This is a genomic window from Calditerricola yamamurae (assembly GCF_054654135.1).
The window spans coordinates 497,303-516,998 of the sequence record NZ_BAAIFH010000006.1 but is presented as its reverse complement, the minus strand read 5'-3'; the positions used below and the strand labels follow the sequence as shown (position 1 = coordinate 516,998).

The window sequence follows — 19,696 nt, the reverse complement described above, 5'->3', positions numbered from 1 at the left end:
AACGGGTGTTCCGCCGCCGGCCGGTTCGGTTGCCTGGCGGTGCTGGCTTGTGCTACAATAGCGCTTGTGGCGCCGAAACAGGCGTGAGCAAGACGGTCCGCTGCCTGCGCGACAGGCATGAACGTCTGAAGAGGAGGGAACACGATGCATCCGTTGGTTCGCGAGATCCAGAAGGAGCAAATGCGCCAAGATCTTCCGGAGTTTCGCCCCGGTGACACGGTGCGCGTGCACGTGAAGGTCGTCGAAGGGCAGCGCGAGCGCATTCAGGTGTTTGAGGGCGTCGTTATCGCCCGGCGCGGGTCGGGGCTCAACGAGACCTTTACCGTGCGCAAGGTCTCCTATGGCGTCGGCGTGGAGCGGATCTTCCCCGTTCATTCGCCGAAAATCGAGAAGATCGAAGTGGTGCGCCGCGGAAAGGTGCGCCGCGCGAAGCTGTACTACCTGCGCGAGCGCGTCGGGAAGGCGGCGCGGATCAAAGAGGCGTAAGGGCGCGGATGGGAGGGACTTGGTTGCCAAGTCCCTCTTTTGCCATGTGGCGATGTTGTGACGAGGGGGAGCCGAGATGGACGACGTGAACAAAACGGACGCGAGCGGGTCGGAGGAGGGCGGCCGCCTGTCGCGCGGCGAGCTGTGGGAATGGATCAAGGCGCTGGTCATCGCCCTGGCGGTTGCCATGGTCATCCGCTGGTTCCTGTTCGCCCCGTTTGTGGTGGATGGCTCGTCCATGCTGCCGAATCTCCACGACCGGGACCGGCTGATCGTGAACAAGCTGGCCTATCGCCTTGGAGAACCCAAGCGGGGCGATGTTGTCGTGGTCTACATCCCGTCGGAAGACCGCGATTTTATCAAGCGCGTGATTGCCGTCGGCGGGGAAACCGTGGAGATGAAGAACGACGTGCTGTACATAAACGGGAAGCCGGTGGAGGAGCCGTACCTGAAACGGGCCAAGGACGAGGCCCATGCCCGCGGGGAACTGTACACGCTGGATTTTGGGCCGGTCACGGTCCCGGAGGGGCACGTTTTCGTGTTGGGGGACAACCGCGGCAATTCCAAGGACAGCCGCCTGCTCGGTCCCTTGCCCCTCGAGCACGTGGTCGGGCGGGCCGATGTGATCTTCTGGCCCCTGGCAGACTTCGGATGGGTGCGATAGGAGGCGGAACGTGACGATCCAATGGTTTCCGGGCCACATGGCCAAAGCCCGCCGCCAAGTCCAAGAGCGGCTGAAGGTGATCGATGTTGTCGTGGAGCTGGTAGACGCGCGCTTGCCCGCTTCGAGTCGGAACCCGATGATCGACGAGATCGTGGGGGCCAAGCCGCGCCTGCTGCTCCTGAACAAGGCCGATCTGGCCGACCCGCGCGCGACCACCGCCTGGATCAACTGGTTCGCCGCGCAGGGCCTGCCAGCCTTGCCGATTGACGCCCAGAGCGGCAAGGGGGTAGAACGCATCGCTACGCGCTGCAAAGAACTGGCCCGGCCGGTGCTGGAGCGGCGGATCCAGAAGGGCATGGCCGCGCGGGCCGTGCGGGCGATGATCCTCGGCATCCCCAACGTCGGCAAGTCTACCCTGATCAACCGCCTGGCCGGACGGGCCGCCGCCCGTGTCGGCGATCGGCCGGCGGTGACCAAGGCGCAGCAGTGGGTCCGCGTCGGGCGCGAGCTGGAACTTCTCGACACGCCGGGCATCCTGTGGCCCAAGTTTGACGACCCGGAGGTGGGGCTGAAACTGGCGGCGACGGGGGCGATCAAGGATGAGATCCTGCCCCTTTACGACGTGGCCCTCTTCGCCGTTCGCCACCTGATGGCCCATTACCCGGAGCGCTTGCGGGAACGGTACAAGCTGACCGCCTGGCCGGATGACGCCGGCGCGATGCTGGAGCACATCGGCCGCGTTCGCGGGTGCCTGGTTAGCGGCGGGGCCATTGACGTGGACAAGGCGGCCGAGGTGTTCCTGCGCGACCTCCGTGCCGGACGCCTCGGACCGCTGACCTTTGATTGGCCGCCGGAAGCGGCCGAGGGGCGGAACAATTTGGCAACGAAACGCCCATAACACCGGAAACGAAAAACGAGTGGTGGACAATGGACATGCAATCGTGGTCCGTTGCGGCCATCGTGCGGTGGCTGCACGAGCAGAAAGAGCTCGACCCCGATACGCTGCGCCGCTTGGCCGAGGACAAACGGGCCGGCGTACGGCGGGCCGTTGCCCAGTGGCAGCGAAAAAAGGCGCAGGAAGCGGCCTTGCGTGCGCGCTGGGAGGCGATGACGGCGTGGGAGCGGCGCCTGTGGGCCGAAGGCTTTACGCGCATTGCCGGCATCGACGAGGTGGGACGGGGGCCCCTTGCCGGCCCGGTGGTGGCGGCGGCGGTGATCCTTCCTCCCGACGCCTACCTGCCGGGGCTCAAGGATTCGAAAAAGCTGACGGCCCAGCAGCGCCTTGAGCTGGACGAGGCGATCCGGCGCACGGCGCTGGCGGTGGGGATCGGGTTGGCGACGGTGGAAGAGATCGACGAGCTGAACATCTACCACGCCACACGCCTGGCCATGCGGCGGGCGGTGGAGCAGCTTGTGCCCGCGCCGGACGCGTTGCTCCTCGACGCGATGACCTTGCCCGATCTGGCCATCCGCCAGGAAGCCGTGGTAAAGGGCGACGCCTGTAGCGTGTCAATCGCCGCCGCGTCGGTTGTGGCCAAGGTGGCGCGCGACCGGATGATGGAAGCGGCGGCGCTGCTGTACCCGCAGTACGGCTTTGAGCGCAACGCGGGGTATGCCACGCCCGAACACCTTGCCGCCCTGGAACGGTATGGCCCCTGTCCCCTGCACCGGCGCTCCTTTGCCCGCGTGCAGGCGGCACAACTGGCCATGGAGTGGTTGTGATCCGTTTGAAAAGCAGAAACGATCCGATTTCGCGTCCTCCAGCCGGCAGGAGGACGTTTTTTCTCTGGCGAAAAAATATGGTGAATCCGGTACGCTGACGGATGCGCCTAGGTTAACAGAAGATTTCTTATGTTAACCTAATGAACCTTGCCGCCTGCGAAAGCGAGGGAGCGACCGGTGCAGATTTACTCCCATGCGATGCCGCTTGTGAACAAGGCGGGGGCGCTCATACCACCTCCCCTGTCGCTTCGGCCCGGACAGGTGGTGCTGGCTACCGTCGTCCAGGTGTACGGGGAGCAGGCATTGGTGCGGATTGGCGAATACGTGGTGCGGGCGGCGCTGTCGGTGCCGCTGGAGCCGGGCGCTCGCGTCTGGCTGCAGGTGCAAGATGCCGCGTGGCCGCTGGTCCTGCGTGTGATCCCGCCGCTGCCCCGGGAGGCGGGGGAAGGGCGTTCCGCGCGGGATCCGAGCGGGGCGGCGCTGGTCCGCGCGCTGGGCGTGCCGGTGGACGAGGCGGCCCTCCGCGCCCTCGATGCCCTGGTGGCAGCCGGGCTACCCGTGACGCGGGAGGCGGTGGAAACCCTGCGCGCCTATCTGCTTGCGCGCGGCGGGAGGATGACGGAGACGGAAATGTCCGCCGCGCTGGCGGCGCTGGCGCGCGGTCTGCCGCTCACGGATGCGACGGTGGAGGCCTTACACGCCTTTTCGTTTGGTCCCGGGTTGGCGGCCTTATGGGCGCGCGTTGTGGAGGCGGCCAAGGCCCAGCTGGCCGGCCGGGTCGATCCACGCGCGGCGACCGCGTCGGCGGCGGAAGAACAAACGGCGCACGGGACGGCGGTGGTGGCCCTCCTTGCCCAGCTCCTCCAGGTGGGGCAGCGGGTCTTTCTGCGCGCCGAGCGTCCCAAACCCGATGCGCTGCGGCGGCTCCTGCACCTGCTCGGTTTGGATCATGAGGCCACGTTCCGCGCGCGGCTGCGACACGGCATGCCGGAAGAGGGGGCGGATGCGGAGACGCTCAAGGGGCTTCTGCTCCGCCTGCTCGAGCACGAAGTCAGCCTGTCGGAACCGCTGCGCCAGGCCGCCCAACAGCTGCTTCGCCACCTGGTGGGACAGCAGCTGGCACTGGTTTCCGATCCCCAGGCCCCCATTGTTCACACCATCCTGCAGCTGCCCATCCAGGTGGGGGATCGGCGCGAAACGGCCACGCTACACGTCGCCGCGCGCAAGAAGGGGGCGAAGGTCGATGACGATTACCTGCATCTGTACCTGTCCCTGACGTTGCCCCATAGTGGTGATACCGCTGTGGCCGTTGACGTCCATAAGAACAACCTGACCGTGACGGTGTGGACCCGGCATCCGGCTGTCGAGGAGGCCGCACGCCAGTGGGAGTCACATTTCGCCGAGCGCCTGGCCGAATGCGGGTTTTACCTGCGCGCCCTGCGTTGGAAGCGCCTTGCCGATGGCAAAGCCGATGCCATGCCGGCATTGCCGGCCCTCATTCGCTACAAAGGAGTGGATGTGCGCGTATGACCGCCCAGGACGACCGGCAACGCCAAAGGACGTCACTGCGCCGTGCGGTGGCCCTCAGGTACCAGCCGCCGCGGGATGAGGCGCCGCGGGTGGTGGCCAAAGGAGCGGGCGCGGTGGCGGAGCGGATCATCGCCGAAGCGCGCGCCCACGGAGTTCCCCTCCACGAAGACCCCGCGCTGGTGGCCGTGCTCAGCCAGCTCGACCTGGACCAGGTCATCCCGCCGTCCCTCTACCCGGTGGTGGCCGAAATCCTCGCTCTCCTCTACCACACCGACCGCGCCCTCGGCCAGCGGGAGGCGCCCTCCTCGTGAACCGGGACGGCGGAGGCGGCCGTCACCGGATCGGCCGGCGTCCCGACGGCCGCCGCCTGCTGGGCCGGCGTAGCGAGGAGGCGGCGCGCCGGTACCTGGAGCAAAAGGGGTACGTTGTCGTCGCAACGAACGTGGCCGTGCGGTGGGGCGAGATCGACCTTGTCGTCGAGAAGGACGGATGGCTGGTGTTTGTCGAGGTGCGCGCCAAAACGGGTGAGCGGTTCGGCAGCGGCGCCGAGTCGGTGGACGCGCGAAAGGCGGCCCGCATCCGCCGCGTCGCCGCCTGGTTTCTGCAGCGCACGGGACGTACGGAGGCGCGCGTGCGCTTCGACGTGCTCTCCCTGCGCTGGGAAGGGCCGCATCGCGTCCGCGTGCGGCATATTGAAAACGCCTTTTAGACGAGGGTTCCGCGGGAAGGGGGGAGAGGGATGGACCGGGTAGCCCTCATCACCGGCGCGTCGAGCGGGATCGGGTATCAGGCCGCGCTGGCCCTAGCGCGGGAAGGCTACCATGTCGCCGCGACGATGCGCAACCTGGCCGCTCGCGATCGGCTGTTGAATGCGGCCCAGCAAATGGGTGTGGCCGACCGCCTCGAGGTGTACCGCCTCGACGTGACCGACGCCGAGGCGGCCACGCGGGTGGTGGCAGCCGTGACCGACCGGTGGGGTCGGATCGACCTCCTGGTCAACAACGCCGGGATGGCCGTGGGCGGCTTTGTGGAGGAAGTGGACCTCGAGGCGTGGCAGGAGCAGTTCGCGGTCAACGTGTGGGGCCTTTTGGCCGTGACGAAGGCCGTCCTGCCGGTGATGCGCCGGCAAAAGAGCGGGCGGATCATCAACATCAGCAGCGTGGCGGGCCGCTTCGGCTTCCCCGCCCTCGCGCCCTATGCGGCGTCGAAATTTGCCGTCGAGGGGTTAAGCGAGGCGCTGCGCCTTGAGCTGCTCCCCTTCGGCATCCAGGTGGTGCTGATCGAGCCCGGCGCGTTTCGCACGGCCATCTGGGAAAAGGGGCTGGGCCGCATCGCGAGCGATTCCGGGTCGCCCTATGCGGACATGGCTGCGCGCATTGCCCGCCAGGTGATGCGCTCGGCCCAGACGGCCCCGCCGCCCGATGCCGTCGTGGCCACGCTGCTCAAGGCGGCGCGCGCCAAGCGTCCCAGGCTGCGCTACGTGGTGGGGTCGGGGGCGCGCCGGCTGCTCTGGCTCAAGGCGCTCCTGCCGTGGACGGTGGTGGAGCGGGCCGCCCTTCGCGTGCTGTTCGGTCGGGTCGGCAGGCAATAAGGCTCGGGGAGGAAGGAGCGAACGGGTGTGTACGCCAAAGTGATGAGCGCAGCGGTGCTCGGGGTCGACGGGTTTCTCGTCGAGGTCGAGGTGGACATTGCGAACGGGCTACCGCAAACGGAGATCGTCGGGTTGCCGGACACTGCCGTGCGGGAAGCACGGGAGCGGGTGCGGGCGGCGGTGCGCAACAGCGGAGCCACCTATCCCATCCAGCGGATCACGGTCAACCTCGCCCCGGCCGATGTGCGGAAGGAGGGGGCGGCCTTCGATCTCGCCATCGCCCTCGGCGTGCTCGTGGCCAGCGGGCAATTGCCGGCTGACACACTGAACGGGGTGCTGGTACTGGGGGAGCTGGCCCTCGACGGCACGCTCCGTCCCGTTCCGGGCGTGCTGCCGATGGCGCTGGCGGCAAAGGAAAAGGGGCTGGGGACGATTCTCCTCCCTCGGGCCAACGCGGGGGAGGCGGCGGTGGTGAGCGGGATCCGTCTCGTTCCCGTTGGCTCGCTGCGGGAAGCGCTGGCGGTGTTGCAGGGTGAAGCGCCCCTGCCGTCGTGGGCGAGCCCGGTTGCGCCACCGGTACGGGAGCGGGCAGTCGGCCTCGATTATGCGGAGGTGCGGGGCCAATTTCACGCCAAGCGGGCCCTGGAGGTGGCCGCCGCCGGCCGGCACAATGTGCTCCTCATTGGCCCGCCCGGTTCGGGCAAGACCATGCTGGCCCAGCGTCTGCCGGGCATTTTGCCGCCCTTAAGCGAAGCGGAGGCGCTGGAGGTGACGAAAATCTACAGCGTGGCCGGGCTGCTAACCCGCGGGGGCAGTCTCGTGACCGAACGCCCCTTCCGCGCGCCCCATCACACCATTTCCCCGGCGGGGATGATCGGGGGCGGCAGCGTGCCCCGCCCGGGGGAAGTGAGCCTGGCCCACCGCGGGGTGCTGTTTTTGGACGAAGGACCGGAATTTTCTCGCAGTGTACTGGAGGTCTTGCGCCAGCCCCTGGAGGACGGCTACGTGACGATCGGCCGGGCGCGGGCGGTGGTGCGCTATCCGGCGCAATTCCTGCTGGTTCTTTCGATGAACCCTTGTCCGTGCGGGTATTACGGATCCGACGCGGCTTGCCGTTGCGCGCCGGGCCAGGTGCAGCGCTACCGCGGCCGGTTGTCGGGTCCGCTCCTGGATCGCATCGACCTGCACGTGAACGTCCCGCGCCAAACATACCGCGAATGGGCGGCAGAGGCCAAGAGCGAGGCGTCGGCGGCCATCGCCGCGCGCGTGCGGCGGGCGTGGGCCATCCAGGAGGAACGGTTTCGCGGCACGGGCGTCTCGTGCAACGCCGAAATGACCCCGGCACTGCTGCGGCGCCATTGCACCATGGGACGGGAGGCGGCCGCACTTTTGCGCCGGGCCTTTGATGCCCTCGGCCTTTCCGCGCGGGCCCACGACCGGATCTTGAAGGTGGCCCGCACCATCGCCGACCTGGCCGGATCGGAGAAAGTGGAAACCGAGCACATCGCCGAAGCGATCCAGTACCGCATGCTGGATCGGCCGGGCGAGGGGATGTTGGGGTGACCTGCATCAAAGCCCGATTGACCTCCGCGCCACCTGTATAGGCCACGGCTGGATTGTGTTGGCCCCACTGGATCTGCACCACAACCACCACCTTCTCGGTCACTCCGATGAACTGGCCATTGGAAACGGAGCAAACGTGATGCAGGAGGGGACCTGCGGGCCGCCTCTAAACCCCGGCAACCGCGCTGCTTTGGGGCTGTGCTTGTGCGGTTCGGACATGAAAAAATGGCGAGACGCGGAAAATGGCGCGCGTTCTCGCAGACAGGAGGAGAGACAGAAGATGGCGGGCTCAACGCCTTCCCTCACGCTGACTGGGGCGCAGCCGGTCGGAAATGCACCGCCGGCGGCCACCGGCGGCAAAAAACCGCAACTGCGCATCCTGTGGCGCATCAGCCTGGCCCATTTTTTAAACGACATGTTTACCTCGGTCGTTCCGGCCCTTCTTCCCCTCGTGCAAAAGCTCCTGGGGCTGGCCTACGTGCAGGTTGGCGTGGTGGTCATGGTGGCCAACGTGACGTCCTCACTCCTGCAGCCTGTTGTCGGCGCGTGGACGGACCGGAGGCCCCTCCCGCAGCTGATGCCGGTGGCGTTTCTCGTCACCGGTGCAGGGCTGGTGGCCCTGGCGGTGACGGAATCCTACGGGGAACTGCTGGCTGCCGTGGCGCTGATCGGCATCGGTTCGGCCGTGTTTCATCCGGAAAGCTCCCGCGTCGCCCATCTGGCGGCGGGAACGCGCAAGGGGCTGGCCCAGGCCATCTTCCAGGTCGGCGGGAACGCGGGACAGGCCGTGGGGCCGCTCTTAGTACCGCTCCTCTTTCTTCCCTTTGGGTTGTACGGCGGTTTCGGGTTGGCAGCTGTGACGGCATTTGGCGCCGCCGTGCTTGTTCCCGTGGCGCGCTGGATGCGCATGCGCAGCCCGCAGCGTGCGGAGGGCACGGCCGCCGCTTCCCCGCGCGCCGCGTACGGGGCACTGGCGTTGCTCGTCGCCGTGGTGACCATGCGCTCCTGGATCCACAGCGGGGTGGCCAGTTTCGCTCCCCTCTACCAGGTGGACGTGCTGAACGTTTCCCTTTCGGAGGCGGAGGTCAACCTGTTCCTGTTCCTCTTTGCCGGCGCGCTGGGCACCTTTCTCGGCGGCCCGCTGTCAGACCGCATCGGACGCAAAAATGTGGTCCTGACGTCGATGATCGGCGCTGTCCCCTTCCTCCTTCTGCTGCCCTATACCACCGGAGCGTGGACGTCGTTCGTCCTGTTCCTGCTCGGTCTGGTCAGCCTGTGCAGCTTCGCGGTGACGGTGGTCTATGCCCAACAGCTCGTGCCGGGCCGGGTGGGCATGGTGTCGGGGCTGATGATCGGATTGGCCATCGGCGCGGGCGGCATCGGATCCGCGCTGCTGGGCGTGGTGGCCGACCGATGGGGGCTGGACGCACTGCTGCGCGGCATGGTTCTCTTGCCGCTCATCGGATTCCTCCTGGCACTGCCCTTGCCCGATGACCGGCGGTTGGAGCGATAGATCCCTTATGTGGACGGGCGGTTGGCCCGTCAGTGTACCTGGAACCGCTCGCGCAGCAGGGCGTTGAGCAGGTCGAGGCGGCGCATGTGGTGAAAGAGGACATCGCCGTCGGAGGGGATGCCGAGCGCCACCGTGTTTTTGATGCAGCAGTGGGTTTGCCAGTAGGCCAGGACCAGTGTAGCGGTCGGCTGTGCGCGGAACCAAGCTTCCTCGTCCGCGCCGTCGGGCGCTCCAATCTCGACCGGCGATGCACCCGGTTCCTCCGGCGGCGCGGGGAGGTGTGGCATGGGCGTTTCGATCGGGTCGAGGCGGTGGCCTTCTTCCATACTGATGTCCCCCCTTTTGCGGATGTCGGACACCCGGGTGGGGCATCCGGCTGCGGGCTAGTATAACCGGCGGCCGGCAGAGCCATTCGGCACGGGCGTACGGCGGATCGGCGGGAGCTGTGGGATCGGCAGTCTCCCGTCCGGGGGCGCGGGAAAGGGCAAAACAAGTCGCATTTCCTGGAAAATAAAAAAATTCGCATGTTTCGTGCCGATGTCGAAGGTTGTCAACCGAACGAAATCACCGGTTTTCGCTTGCAATTTTCATTCAGACGTGAGAATATCGGTAGTGGACAAGAGCTGTCAGCGTTTTCTGCACCTTTGGTCAGTCCAGGACAGGAGGATGGTACGCGCATGAACATTCACGAGCACCAGGCCAAAGAGATTCTCAAGCAGTACGGCGTGGCGGTTCCCAAGGGAAAGGTGGCCTTTACGGTTGAGGAGGCGGTGGAGGCGGCCAAGGAACTGGGAACCGACGTGGTGGTCGTCAAGGCGCAAATCCACGCTGGTGGGCGCGGGAAGGCCGGCGGCGTCAAGCTGGCAAAAAACCTTGACGAAGTGCGTGCCCACGCTCAGGCGCTCTTGGGCAAGAAACTGGTCACGTACCAGACCGGTCCGGAAGGCAAGGAAGTGAAACGCCTCCTGATCGAGCAGGGCTGCGACATCCGGAAGGAGTACTATGTCGGCATGGTTGTCGACCGGACGACGGGCCGCGTTGTGCTGATGGCCTCGGAAGAAGGCGGCGTGGAAATCGAAGAGGTGGCCAAGCGCGCGCCGGAGAAGATCGTAAAGGAGTACATCGACCCGCTGACCGGCCTGATGCCCTTTCAGGCGCGGAAGGTGGCTTACGCCATTAACATTCCGAAGGAGCTGGTCGGCAAGGCGGTCAAGTTCTTCATGGGTCTCTACCAGGCTTTTGTGGACAAGGACTGCTCCCTGGCGGAAATCAACCCGCTCGTCGTTACGGGAGATGGCGAGGTGCTGGCCCTCGACGCCAAGCTGAATTTTGACGACAACGCCCTCTTCCGCCATCCGGAGATCGCCGCGTTGCGCGATCCGAACGAGGAGGACCCGCGGGAGCAGGAGGCGTCCAAGTACGACCTCAGCTACATTGCCCTCGACGGCAACATCGGCTGCATGGTCAACGGCGCCGGATTGGCCATGGCCACCATGGACATCATCAAGTTCTACGGCGGCGAGCCGGCCAACTTCCTTGACGTCGGCGGGGGCGCGTCGGCGGAAAAGGTGCGGGAAGCGTTCAAGATCATCCTCTCCGATCCCAATGTGAAGGGCATTCTCGTCAACATCTTTGGCGGGATCATGAAGTGCGACGTGATCGCCACCGGTATTGTCGAGGCGGCCAAGCAGGTGGGGCTCAAGGTACCGCTCGTGGTACGCCTTGAAGGGACGAACGTCGAGCTCGGGAAGAAGATCCTCGACGAGTCGGGCCTCGATATCGTCTCGGCCGACTCGATGGCCGACGCGGCGCAAAAGATTGTCTCGCTGGTTTCGTGAGCGGCTTGTGGTGAAGGCACGACGCTGAAACTCGCGTGTGGCCAATCTGTTGTGGGCCAAGATAAAGAAGGTGAGGGAATCCGATGAGCATTCTGATCAACAAGGACACCAAAGTGATCGTCCAAGGGATTACCGGTTCGCAGGGCCTGTTTCACACGAAGCAGATGATCGAATACGGCACGAAAATTGTCGGTGGCGTGACCCCGGGCAAGGGCGGGATGGAAGTGGAAGGCGTGCCGGTGTTCGACACGGTGGCCGAGGCGGTTGAACAGACGGGGGCCAACGCGTCGGTCATCTATGTGCCGCCGGCCTTTGCCGCCGATGCGATCATGGAGGCGGTCGACGCCGGCCTGGAGCTCGTGGTGTGCATCACCGAGGGCATTCCCGTGCTGGACATGGTGAAGGTGAAACGCTACCTGGAAGGGAAAAAGACGCGCCTCATCGGGCCCAACTGTCCGGGCGTCATCACCCCGGGCGAGTGCAAGATCGGGATCATGCCCGGGTATATCCACGCGCCGGGGCATGTGGGCATCGTCTCCCGCAGCGGGACGCTCACCTATGAGGCGGTGCACCAGCTCACCGCGCGCGGCATCGGCCAGTCGACGGCGGTGGGCATCGGCGGCGATCCGGTGAAGGGCACCGAATTCATCGACGTGCTGCGGATGTTTGAGGAGGACCCCGACACTTACGCCGTCATCCTCATTGGCGAGATCGGCGGGACGGCGGAAGAAGAGGCGGCCGAATGGATCCAGGCCAACATGTCGAAACCGGTCGTCGGCTTTATCGGCGGGCAAACGGCGCCGCCCGGCAAGCGCATGGGCCATGCCGGAGCCATTATCTCCGGAGGCAAGGGCACGGCCGCGGAGAAGATCGCGAAGCTGGAAGCCTGCGGCGTGCGCGTGGCCAAGACGCCGGCGGTGATCGGGGAAACCCTCGTTGAGGTGCTCAAGGAGCGCGGGCTGTACGAGCGCTGCCTGACCGTCAACCGGTAAGGTCAGGGGCGCCGGAGGCGGCGACGCGAAGAGAACCCTGCCCCCAGCGGGCGGGGTTTCGCTTTTTGTGGCGCAATCGGGCAGCCGAGGCGGACAGGAATCGGAAGGGAAAGGATGGCGAGGGAAATGGACCGATCCGAATCCAGCGGCCTGTTGGCCTTGTTGGCCACAGTGGACGGCATCGGGCCGCGCGCCCTCTTTCGGCTGGTCGCGGTGGCGGGAGGCCGCCCCGAGGACCTTGTCGGCAGCGACCTGGAACGGCTGTGCCGCGACGCGCGCATCAAGCCGGAGGTGGCGGCGCGGGTGCAGGAGGCGGCGACGCCGCGGGCGGTCCGCGCCCTATTGGCGCGTCTGGCCCGGCGGGAGATTGCCGTGCTGACGTTTTGGGATGCGGCGTACCCGCCTCTCCTCGCGCACATTGCCGATCCGCCGCCGGTGTTGTTTGCGCGTGGCGATCTGGGGGTGCTCGCGCTGCCCGGTTTGGCCGTCGTCGGTACGCGACGGCCGACACCCTACGGCCGGGCCGCGGCGCGTAGGCTGGCGGCCGATGCAGCGTCTCGGGGATGGACGGTGGTGTCGGGCATGGCCGCCGGCATCGACGGCGAAGCCCACCTCGGCGCGCTGGAGGCCGGCGGGCGGACCGTCGCCGTGCTCGGCTGCGGCGTCGACGTGGTGTACCCCCGTCAGCACCGCCGCCTGTACGAGCGCATCTGGCGCGAGGGCGGGCTGCTCTTGTCGGAGTTTGCGCCGGGCATGCCCCCGCAAAAGGGGTTTTTCCCCCGCCGTAACCGCATCGTCAGCGGCCTGTCCCACGGGGTGGTCGTGGTGGAGGCGGGCGAAAAGAGCGGTTCCCTCATCACGGCCGACCTGGCCCTCGAGCAGGGGCGGGAGGTGTTTGCCGTGCCCGGCCCAATCTTTTCCCCCGAAAGCCGCGGGCCGCATCGGCTCATCCAGCAGGGAGCCAAGCTGGTGACGGGCATCGAGGACGTGCTGGCGGAGCTGGAGGGTATGGCGGGTGGCGGCGCACAAGCCGCCCTCGCTGCAGAAGAGGGCCGAACCGGGCGCGCGAACACCGGCGGGTTACCGGCCGATGGGACGGAGCCCACTCCGGCTTCCCTTTCCCCCGAGGAGCAGGCCGTGTGGCCGCACCTTGCCCGCGGACCGGTGCACGTGGATGACCTCGTCGCCGCTACCGGCCTGTCGCCGGGCAGGCTGCAGATGGCCCTTCTGGCCCTCGAGCTCCGGGGGTGGGCGCTCAAGCTGCCCGGCGGGCTGTACACAGCCCAGAAGCCCGTTCCCCGCTGCGAGGAGAAAAGGTTTGCAGAGGGACAGGGTGATTGATAATATGCTGTAGGGAGACAACGGTATTGACCGAGTTGGGTGTGCGAAAGGGGGAGGTCTCTTGGCCAAAGCGCTGGTCATCGTCGAGTCGCCCGCCAAGGCCAAGACGATCGGCAAGTACCTCGGCCGCGGCTACATCGTCAAGGCGTCGATGGGTCACGTGCGGGACTTGCCGAAAAGCCAGATGGGGGTCGACATCGAGAAGGGGTTTGAACCCAAATACATCACCATCCGTGGGAAAGGCAATATCCTGAAGGAGCTGCGTGAAGCGACGAAAAAGGTGAAGCAGGTGTTCCTGGCGGCCGACCCCGACCGCGAGGGGGAGGCCATCGCCTGGCACCTAATGACCATTCTCGAACTGGATCCGGCATCCCCGTGCCGCGTGGTGTTCAACGAGATCACGAAAAACGCGGTCCGCGAGGCCTTTGCCCACCCGCGGCCGATCAACATGGACCTCGTCAATGCCCAGCAGGCGCGCCGCATTCTCGACCGCCTGGTGGGATACAAGATCAGTCCGCTCCTTTGGAAAAAGGTGAAAAAGGGTCTCAGCGCCGGGCGCGTGCAGTCCGTCGCCGTCAAGCTGATCATCGACCGGGAAAAGGAGATCCGCAATTTCGTCCCGGAAGAGTACTGGACGGTGACGGCTCATCTGTTGGCCGACGGCACGCCCTTTGAGGCGCGTTTTTATGGCTTTGGGGCGGAGAAGGCCGAGCTGAAGAACGAGGATGAGGTGAAGGCCCTGCTGGAGCGGCTGGAAGGGAAACCCTTCGTCGTGCGCGAGGTAACGGAGCGGCAGCGTCGGCGTCATCCCGTTCCGCCGTTCACCACCAGCACGCTCCAGCAGGAGGCGGCGCGCAAGCTGGGCTTCCGCGCGACGAAAACGATGATGCTGGCCCAGCAGCTCTATGAGGGGGTCGAACTGGGAGCGGAAGGGGCCGTCGGCTTGATCACCTACATGCGCACCGACTCGACGCGCGTTTCCACCGTCGCGCAAGAAGAGGCCCGCTCGTATATTACCCAGACTTTCGGCCAGGACTACCTGCCCGAGGCACCGCGCACCTTTGCCAAGCAGGAGAAGGCCCAGGATGCGCACGAGGCGATCCGCCCGACGTCGGTGTTTCGCGAACCGGAACGGGTCAAGCCCTACCTCACCCGTGACCAGTATCGGCTGTACAAGCTGATCTGGGAGCGCTTTGTGGCCAGCCAGATGGCCTCCGCCGTTCTGGACACGATGACCGTCGACATCGACGCCGGCGGGGCTATCTTCCGCGCGACGGGTTCGGTGGTCCGCTTCCCCGGGTTCATGAAGCTGTACGTGGAGGGGACGGATGACGAAAAGAGCGAGGAGGACCGTCTCCTGCCGCCGATGCGCCCGGGTCAGACCGTGGCTGTGGCCTCGATTGAGCCCAAACAGCACTTCACCCAGCCCCCGCCGCGGTACACCGAGGCGCGCCTGGTGAAGACCATGGAAGAGCTGGGCATCGGCCGGCCCAGTACCTATGCGCCGACGTTGGAGACGATCCAGAAGCGCGGGTACGTGCGGCTGGAGAACAAGCGCTTCGTGCCGACGGAATTGGGCGAAGTGGTCATTGCGCTCATGGAGGAGTTTTTCCCAGAGATCGTCGATGTTCAGTTCACGGCCAAGATGGAGGAGGCCCTGGACCGCATCGAAGAGGGCCGCGTCCCGTGGACCCGCGTGCTCGAGGAGTTCTACGAGGGATTCTCCAAGCAGCTGGCAGAAGCGGAGGAAAAGATGGAACGGGTGGAGCTGGCCGATGAGGTGTCGGACGAGACGTGCCCCAAGTGCGGCCGGCTCCTCGTCTACAAGATGGGCCGCTTCGGCCGTTTCCTGGCGTGCTCGGGGTTTCCAGAATGCCGTTTCACCAAGCCGATCGTGAAGAGCACCGGGGCGCGGTGCCCGACATGCGGCGGCGAACTGGTCGAACGGCGCTCCAAACGCGGCCGCGTGTTTTACGGTTGCGCGCGGTATCCCGAATGCGAGTTCGTCTCCTGGGACCGACCGGTTGCCCAGCCCTGTCCGGCGTGCGGCGGGCTGCTCGTGGAAAAGGGCGGCCGGAAACAGGAGCGCGTGATCGCGTGTGTCCGGTGCGACTACCGGCGGAAGGAGTCCGAAGCGGTTGACCACCCGGGCGAAGAAGAGACGACGACGGTGGGAGGTGAGGCGACGTGAGTCAACCGGTGGTGACGGTGGTCGGGGCGGGCCTGGCGGGCAGTGAGGCGGCATGGCAGATCGCGCGCCAAGGGGTGCGCGTCCGCTTGTACGAGATGCGCCCGCGCAAACAGACGCCGGCGCACCACACCGACAAGTTTGCCGAACTGGTCTGTTCCAATTCCTTGCGCGCCAATGAACTCACCAACGCGGTGGGTATATTAAAGGAAGAAATGCGCCAGCTCGATTCGGTCATCATCCGTTCGGCGGACGCGTGTGCCGTGCCCGCCGGCTCGGCGCTGGCCGTCGACCGGGACGCGTTTGCCCAGCGGGTGACCGACGCAATCACCGGCCATCCGCTCATCGAGGTCATCCGCGAAGAAGTGACGGAGATCCCCGACGGCATCGTCGTGATCGCCACGGGCCCCCTCACCTCTCCCGCCCTGTCCGAGAAGCTGCGCGAGCTCACAGGGGAAGAGTACCTCTACTTTTATGATGCGGCGGCGCCGATCGTCGAGCGCGATTCGATTGACTTCAGCAAGGTTTTTTTTGCCTCGCGCTATGGCAAAGGGGAGGCGGCGTACATCAACTGCCCGATGACGAAAGAGGAGTTTGACCGCTTCTATGAGGCCCTTGTGACGGCGGAAACGGTACCGCTCAAGGAGTTTGAGAAGGCCATCTATTTCGAAGGATGCATGCCCATCGAGGTGATGGCCAAGCGCGGCAAGGACACCATCCGCTTCGGCCCGATGAAACCGGTGGGGCTTGTTGACCCGAGAACGGGCACGGAACCCTACGCCGTCGTCCAGCTGCGGCAGGACAACGCCGCGGGGACGCTGTACAACATCGTTGGGTTCCAGACGCACCTGAAGTGGGGCGAGCAGAAGCGCATCATCCGCATGATCCCCGGCCTGGAGAATGCCGAAATCGTCCGCTACGGGGTGATGCACCGCAACACCTACCTCAATTCGCCCAAGCTCCTCCGACCCACATACCAGTTCAAAGGGCGCGACAACCTGTTTTTTGCCGGCCAGATCACAGGGGTCGAAGGGTACGTCGAGTCGGCGGCCTCCGGCCTCATCGCCGGCATCAACGCCGGGCGTTTGGCCCGCGGGCTGGAGCCTGTCGTCTTCCCGCCCGAAACGGCCATGGGCAGTATGGCGCGATACATCACCGAGGCCGATCCGCGCAACTTCCAGCCGATGAACGCCAACTTCGGCCTGTTTCCGCCGCTTGCGCAAAAGGTCCGGGACAAGCGCGCGCGCAACTTGGCCCATGCCGAGCGGGCTCTGGCGGCGATACGGGAATTTTCACAAAACATCCACAACTTCAGTTGCACAAACGGATGATCGTATGGTAAGATGAGGTTGCTTCGCGGCTGGAGGAGGGTGTGGGCAACGTGCAAAGCGACCCGGTGCTGGCTTTCCGCGCCTATTTGCAAATCGAGAAAAACGCGTCGCCCCACACGATTGAAGCGTATCAGCGGGATATTGCCGCGTTTCAGGAAACGGTCCTGCAGCGACAGGACCTGGACTGGGACGAGGTGACGCCCTGGCACGTGCGGGCGTACCTGGCCCACCTGCACGAATCCGGATATTCCCGCCGATCCGTCGCGCGGATGCTGTCGGCCCTGCGCGCCTTTTTTCGCTTTTTGCACCGGGAAGGCCGAGTCGCTCACACGCCCTTTGAAGGGGTGGCGACGCCCAAGCTGGAAAGGCGGCTTCCGGTGTTTCTCGATGAGGACGAGGTCACCCGATTGCTTGCGCTGCCCGATCCGGCTCACCCCCTCGGCTTGCGAGACCGGGCCCTGTTGGAGACGCTGTATGCCACCGGCATGCGTGTCAGCGAGCTGTGCGCCCTCGAGGTGACCGCACTCGACCTGTCGGTGGGCACGGTCCTGGTGTACGGAAAAGGGGCCAAAGAACGGTACGTTCTCCTCGGTTCCCACGCCATCGAGGCCTTGCGCCGGTACCTGCGCGACGGGCGCCCGAAGCTCGCCGCGCCCGGCGAGACGCGCCTCTTCGTCAACCGCCGAGGGGGTCCCCTTTCTCCGCGCAGCGTACGTCGAATCGTGACGAAATATGTCGAACAAGCCGCGCTGGCGAAGCGGGTGAGCCCCCATACGTTCCGCCACAGCTTCGCCACGCACCTCTTAAACGCGGGCGCCGATCTGCGCGTGGTGCAGGAGCTTCTCGGACATTCCAGCATCTCGTCGACACAGGTGTATACCCATGTTACCCGGCAGCGGCTGCGGCGCGTCTATGACGACGCCCATCCGCGGGCCTGAGGAGGGAAACGGTTGGAACGCGGTTTTCACGGGACGACCATTTTCGCCATCCACCACAATGGCCGCGCGGCCATGGCCGGCGATGGGCAGGTCACCTTTGGCGGCGCAGTGGTGATGAAGAAAAGCGCCAAGAAGGTGCGCCGCTTGTACCGCGGACAGGTGCTGGCCGGCTTTGCCGGTTCCGTGGCCGATGCGATGGCCTTGTTCGAGAAATTTGAAAACAAGCTGGAGGAACACCGCGGCAACCTGCCGCGCGCCGCGGTGGAGTTGGCCAAGGAGTGGCGCACCGACCGCATGCTGCGCCGGTTGGAGGCGCTCCTCGTTGTCATGGACAAGCGCCACCTGCTCCTGATCTCGGGAAGCGGCGAAGTGCTGGAGCCGGATGACGGCATGGTGGCCGTCGGTTCGGGTGGCAGCTATGCGTTGGCGGCGGGACGCGCCCTCAAGCGCCACGCCCCGCACCTGAGCGCACGCCAAATCGCCGAAGAGGCGCTGCGCATCGCGGCCGAACTTTGCGTTTACACAAATGACCACCTGGTCGTCGAGGAGCTGGAGGGGTGAGCGTGCGACGCGATCGGATTCCAACGCCACGGGAGATCGTCGCCGAACTGGATAAATACATCGTGGGGCAGAAGGGCGCCAAGCGCGCGGTGGCCATTGCCCTGCGCAACCGCTACCGGCGCAGCCTCTTGCCCGAAGGGTTGCGGGATGAGATTACGCCGAAAAACATTCTCATGATCGGGCCGACCGGGGTCGGAAAGACGGAGATCGCCCGGCGGCTGGCCAAGCTTGCCGGCGCGCCTTTTGTCAAGGTGGAGGCCACCAAGTTTACCGAGGTGGGGTACGTCGGCCGCGATGTCGAGTCCATGGTCCGCGACCTGGTGGAGACGGCCATCCGCATGGTCAAAGCGGAAAAGATGGAGGAAGTACGCGATCGGGCGGAAAAGCTGGCCGAGGAGCGCCTTCTTGACCTGCTGGTTCCGGGCCCGAAAAAGGAACGGGGTTTCCAGAATCCGCTTGAGCTCCTATTTGGTGGGCGGATGGGCACCCGTCCGGAAAAGGAGACCGATGGGGACGCCCAGGAGCGGCAGCGTCGCCGGCGGGAGCTGGCCGAGCGCCTGGCGCGCGGCGAGCTGGAGGACTGGATCGTCGAGGTGGAGATCGAGGACACGGCCCTGCCGATGATCGACCTGTTCGCCGGGTCGGGCGTGGAGCAGGTGGGGCTTAACATGCAGGAGCTGTTCGGCAACCTTCTCCCGAAGCGCACCAAACGCCGAAAAGTACCGGTGCGCGAGGCGCGAAAGTTGCTGGTGCAGGAAGAGGCGAACAAGCTGATCGACATGGACGAGGTGATCCAGGAGTCCATCCAGCGCGCCGAACAGCACGGGATTATCTTCATCGACGAGATCGACAAGATCGCCGGCCGGGAAGGGGGTGTTGGCCCCGATGTCTCCCGCGAAGGCGTGCAGCGCGACATCTTGCCCATCGTTGAGGGCTCCACGGTGATGACGAAGTACGGGCCGGTCAAGACGGACCACATCCTCTTCATTGCCGCCGGAGCGTTTCACGTGGCCAAGCCGTCCGATCTGATCCCCGAATTGCAGGGACGCTTTCCCATTCGCGTTGAGCTGACCAGCCTCGAGGCGGACGATTTTGTGCGCATCTTGACAGAGCCGGAAAACGCGCTGATCAAGCAATACACGGCGCTCATCGAGACCGAGGGCGTCAAGGTGCAGTTCACCGACGAGGCGATCCGGGAGATCGCGCGGCTGGCCGCCGAGGTGAACCGCCAGACAGAGGATATCGGTGCCCGCCGTCTCCACACGGTGATGGAAAAGCTCCTCGAGGACCTTTCCTTCGAAGCGCCGGACATCAACCTGGAGACGGTGGTGATCACGGCGGAGTACGTCCGCGAAAAACTGCGCGACATTGTGGAAGACCGCGATTTGCGCCAATACATTTTGTAGCGCGTATGCTGCCGTTCGTTTTCATCATTTCC

General features: G+C 65.6%; 19 protein-coding genes. 18 read left to right on the top strand and 1 reads right to left on the bottom strand.

All coding sequences use genetic code 11. From position 1 onward, the window contains the following. Positions 1-144 precede the first annotated feature (144 nt). From rplS to ACYQ0Z_RS08820, 10 genes are all read left to right on the top strand, one after another. Positions 145-486: a 50S ribosomal protein L19 gene (gene rplS / locus ACYQ0Z_RS08865; protein WP_459866919.1), complete on the top strand. Its 342-nt coding sequence runs from the start codon at positions 145-147 to the stop codon at positions 484-486. 76 nt (positions 487-562) lie between these two features. Then, a complete protein-coding gene (lepB, locus tag ACYQ0Z_RS08860) occupies positions 563-1,150 on the top strand; it encodes a signal peptidase I (RefSeq protein ID WP_459866916.1) in 588 nt (195 codons plus the stop codon). Between the two features lie 10 nt (positions 1,151-1,160). Next, a complete protein-coding gene (ylqF, locus tag ACYQ0Z_RS08855; RefSeq protein ID WP_459866913.1) occupies positions 1,161-2,048 on the top strand; it encodes a ribosome biogenesis GTPase YlqF in 888 nt (295 codons plus the stop codon). Between the two features lie 35 nt (positions 2,049-2,083). After that, positions 2,084-2,872, top strand: a complete 789-nt coding sequence (gene rnhB / locus ACYQ0Z_RS08850) for a ribonuclease HII (RefSeq protein ID WP_459868829.1) — start codon at positions 2,084-2,086, stop codon at positions 2,870-2,872. A gap of 177 nt (positions 2,873-3,049) precedes the next feature. Beyond that, entirely contained in the window at positions 3,050-4,402 is a 1,353-nt protein-coding gene (locus ACYQ0Z_RS08845; RefSeq protein WP_459866910.1) for a hypothetical protein, read from the top strand. After that, positions 4,399-4,713 (top strand): EscU/YscU/HrcU family type III secretion system export apparatus switch protein, encoded by a 315-nt coding sequence (locus ACYQ0Z_RS08840; RefSeq protein WP_459866907.1) that lies wholly within the window; start codon positions 4,399-4,401, stop codon positions 4,711-4,713. Before ACYQ0Z_RS08845 ends, ACYQ0Z_RS08840 begins: the two co-directional genes overlap by 4 nt. Further along, positions 4,710-5,111 carry a YraN family protein gene (locus ACYQ0Z_RS08835; protein WP_459866904.1) on the top strand — a complete coding sequence of 134 codons (402 nt, stop codon included), beginning with the start codon at positions 4,710-4,712 and terminating at the stop codon, positions 5,109-5,111. Before ACYQ0Z_RS08840 ends, ACYQ0Z_RS08835 begins: the two co-directional genes overlap by 4 nt. 30 nt (positions 5,112-5,141) lie before the next feature. Then, positions 5,142-5,993 (top strand): SDR family oxidoreductase, encoded by an 852-nt coding sequence (locus ACYQ0Z_RS08830; RefSeq protein ID WP_459866901.1) that lies wholly within the window; start codon positions 5,142-5,144, stop codon positions 5,991-5,993. A gap of 27 nt (positions 5,994-6,020) precedes the next feature. Further along, complete coding sequence (locus ACYQ0Z_RS08825; RefSeq protein WP_459866898.1) at positions 6,021-7,556, top strand: YifB family Mg chelatase-like AAA ATPase; 1,536 nt, start codon at positions 6,021-6,023, stop codon at positions 7,554-7,556. A gap of 280 nt (positions 7,557-7,836) precedes the next feature. Continuing rightward, entirely contained in the window at positions 7,837-9,069 is a 1,233-nt protein-coding gene (locus ACYQ0Z_RS08820) for an MFS transporter (protein WP_459866895.1), read from the top strand. A 29-nt stretch (positions 9,070-9,098) separates the two neighbouring features. On the opposite strand, the gene ACYQ0Z_RS08815 is transcribed toward ACYQ0Z_RS08820, so the two are convergent. Next, a complete protein-coding gene (locus ACYQ0Z_RS08815; protein WP_459866892.1) occupies positions 9,099-9,395 on the bottom strand; it encodes a hypothetical protein in 297 nt (98 codons plus the stop codon). Between the two features lie 351 nt (positions 9,396-9,746). Between ACYQ0Z_RS08815 and sucC the strand changes: the two genes are divergently transcribed. The 8 genes from sucC to hslU all read left to right on the top strand — a co-directional run bounded on the left by sucC (position 9,747) and on the right by hslU (position 19,664). After that, positions 9,747-10,907 carry an ADP-forming succinate--CoA ligase subunit beta gene (gene sucC / locus ACYQ0Z_RS08810; protein WP_459866889.1) on the top strand — a complete coding sequence of 387 codons (1,161 nt, stop codon included), beginning with the start codon at positions 9,747-9,749 and terminating at the stop codon, positions 10,905-10,907. An 83-nt stretch (positions 10,908-10,990) separates the two neighbouring features. Continuing rightward, entirely contained in the window at positions 10,991-11,899 is a 909-nt protein-coding gene (gene sucD / locus ACYQ0Z_RS08805; protein ID WP_459866886.1) for a succinate--CoA ligase subunit alpha, read from the top strand. 126 nt (positions 11,900-12,025) lie between these two features. Beyond that, positions 12,026-13,240 carry a DNA-processing protein DprA gene (gene dprA, locus ACYQ0Z_RS08800; RefSeq protein ID WP_459866883.1) on the top strand — a complete coding sequence of 405 codons (1,215 nt, stop codon included), beginning with the start codon at positions 12,026-12,028 and terminating at the stop codon, positions 13,238-13,240. Between the two features lie 61 nt (positions 13,241-13,301). After that, positions 13,302-15,431 (top strand): type I DNA topoisomerase, encoded by a 2,130-nt coding sequence (topA, locus tag ACYQ0Z_RS08795; protein ID WP_459866880.1) that lies wholly within the window; start codon positions 13,302-13,304, stop codon positions 15,429-15,431. Then, the gene (gene trmFO / locus ACYQ0Z_RS08790) at positions 15,428-16,759 is read left to right on the top strand and encodes an FADH(2)-oxidizing methylenetetrahydrofolate--tRNA-(uracil(54)-C(5))-methyltransferase TrmFO (protein ID WP_459866877.1); all 1,332 of its coding nucleotides are present in this window, start codon (positions 15,428-15,430) and stop codon (positions 16,757-16,759) included. Before topA ends, trmFO begins: the two co-directional genes overlap by 4 nt. Before the next feature lie 41 nt (positions 16,760-16,800). Continuing rightward, positions 16,801-17,697, top strand: a complete 897-nt coding sequence (xerC, locus tag ACYQ0Z_RS08785) for a tyrosine recombinase XerC (protein WP_459866874.1) — start codon at positions 16,801-16,803, stop codon at positions 17,695-17,697. Positions 17,698-17,769: 72 nt separating this feature from the next. Continuing rightward, a complete protein-coding gene (gene hslV, locus ACYQ0Z_RS08780) occupies positions 17,770-18,258 on the top strand; it encodes an ATP-dependent protease subunit HslV (protein ID WP_459868826.1) in 489 nt (162 codons plus the stop codon). Continuing rightward, positions 18,255-19,664, top strand: coding sequence for an ATP-dependent protease ATPase subunit HslU (gene hslU / locus ACYQ0Z_RS08775; RefSeq protein WP_459866871.1), 1,410 nt, complete (start codon positions 18,255-18,257; stop codon positions 19,662-19,664). Before hslV ends, hslU begins: the two co-directional genes overlap by 4 nt. Positions 19,665-19,696 lie beyond the last annotated feature (32 nt).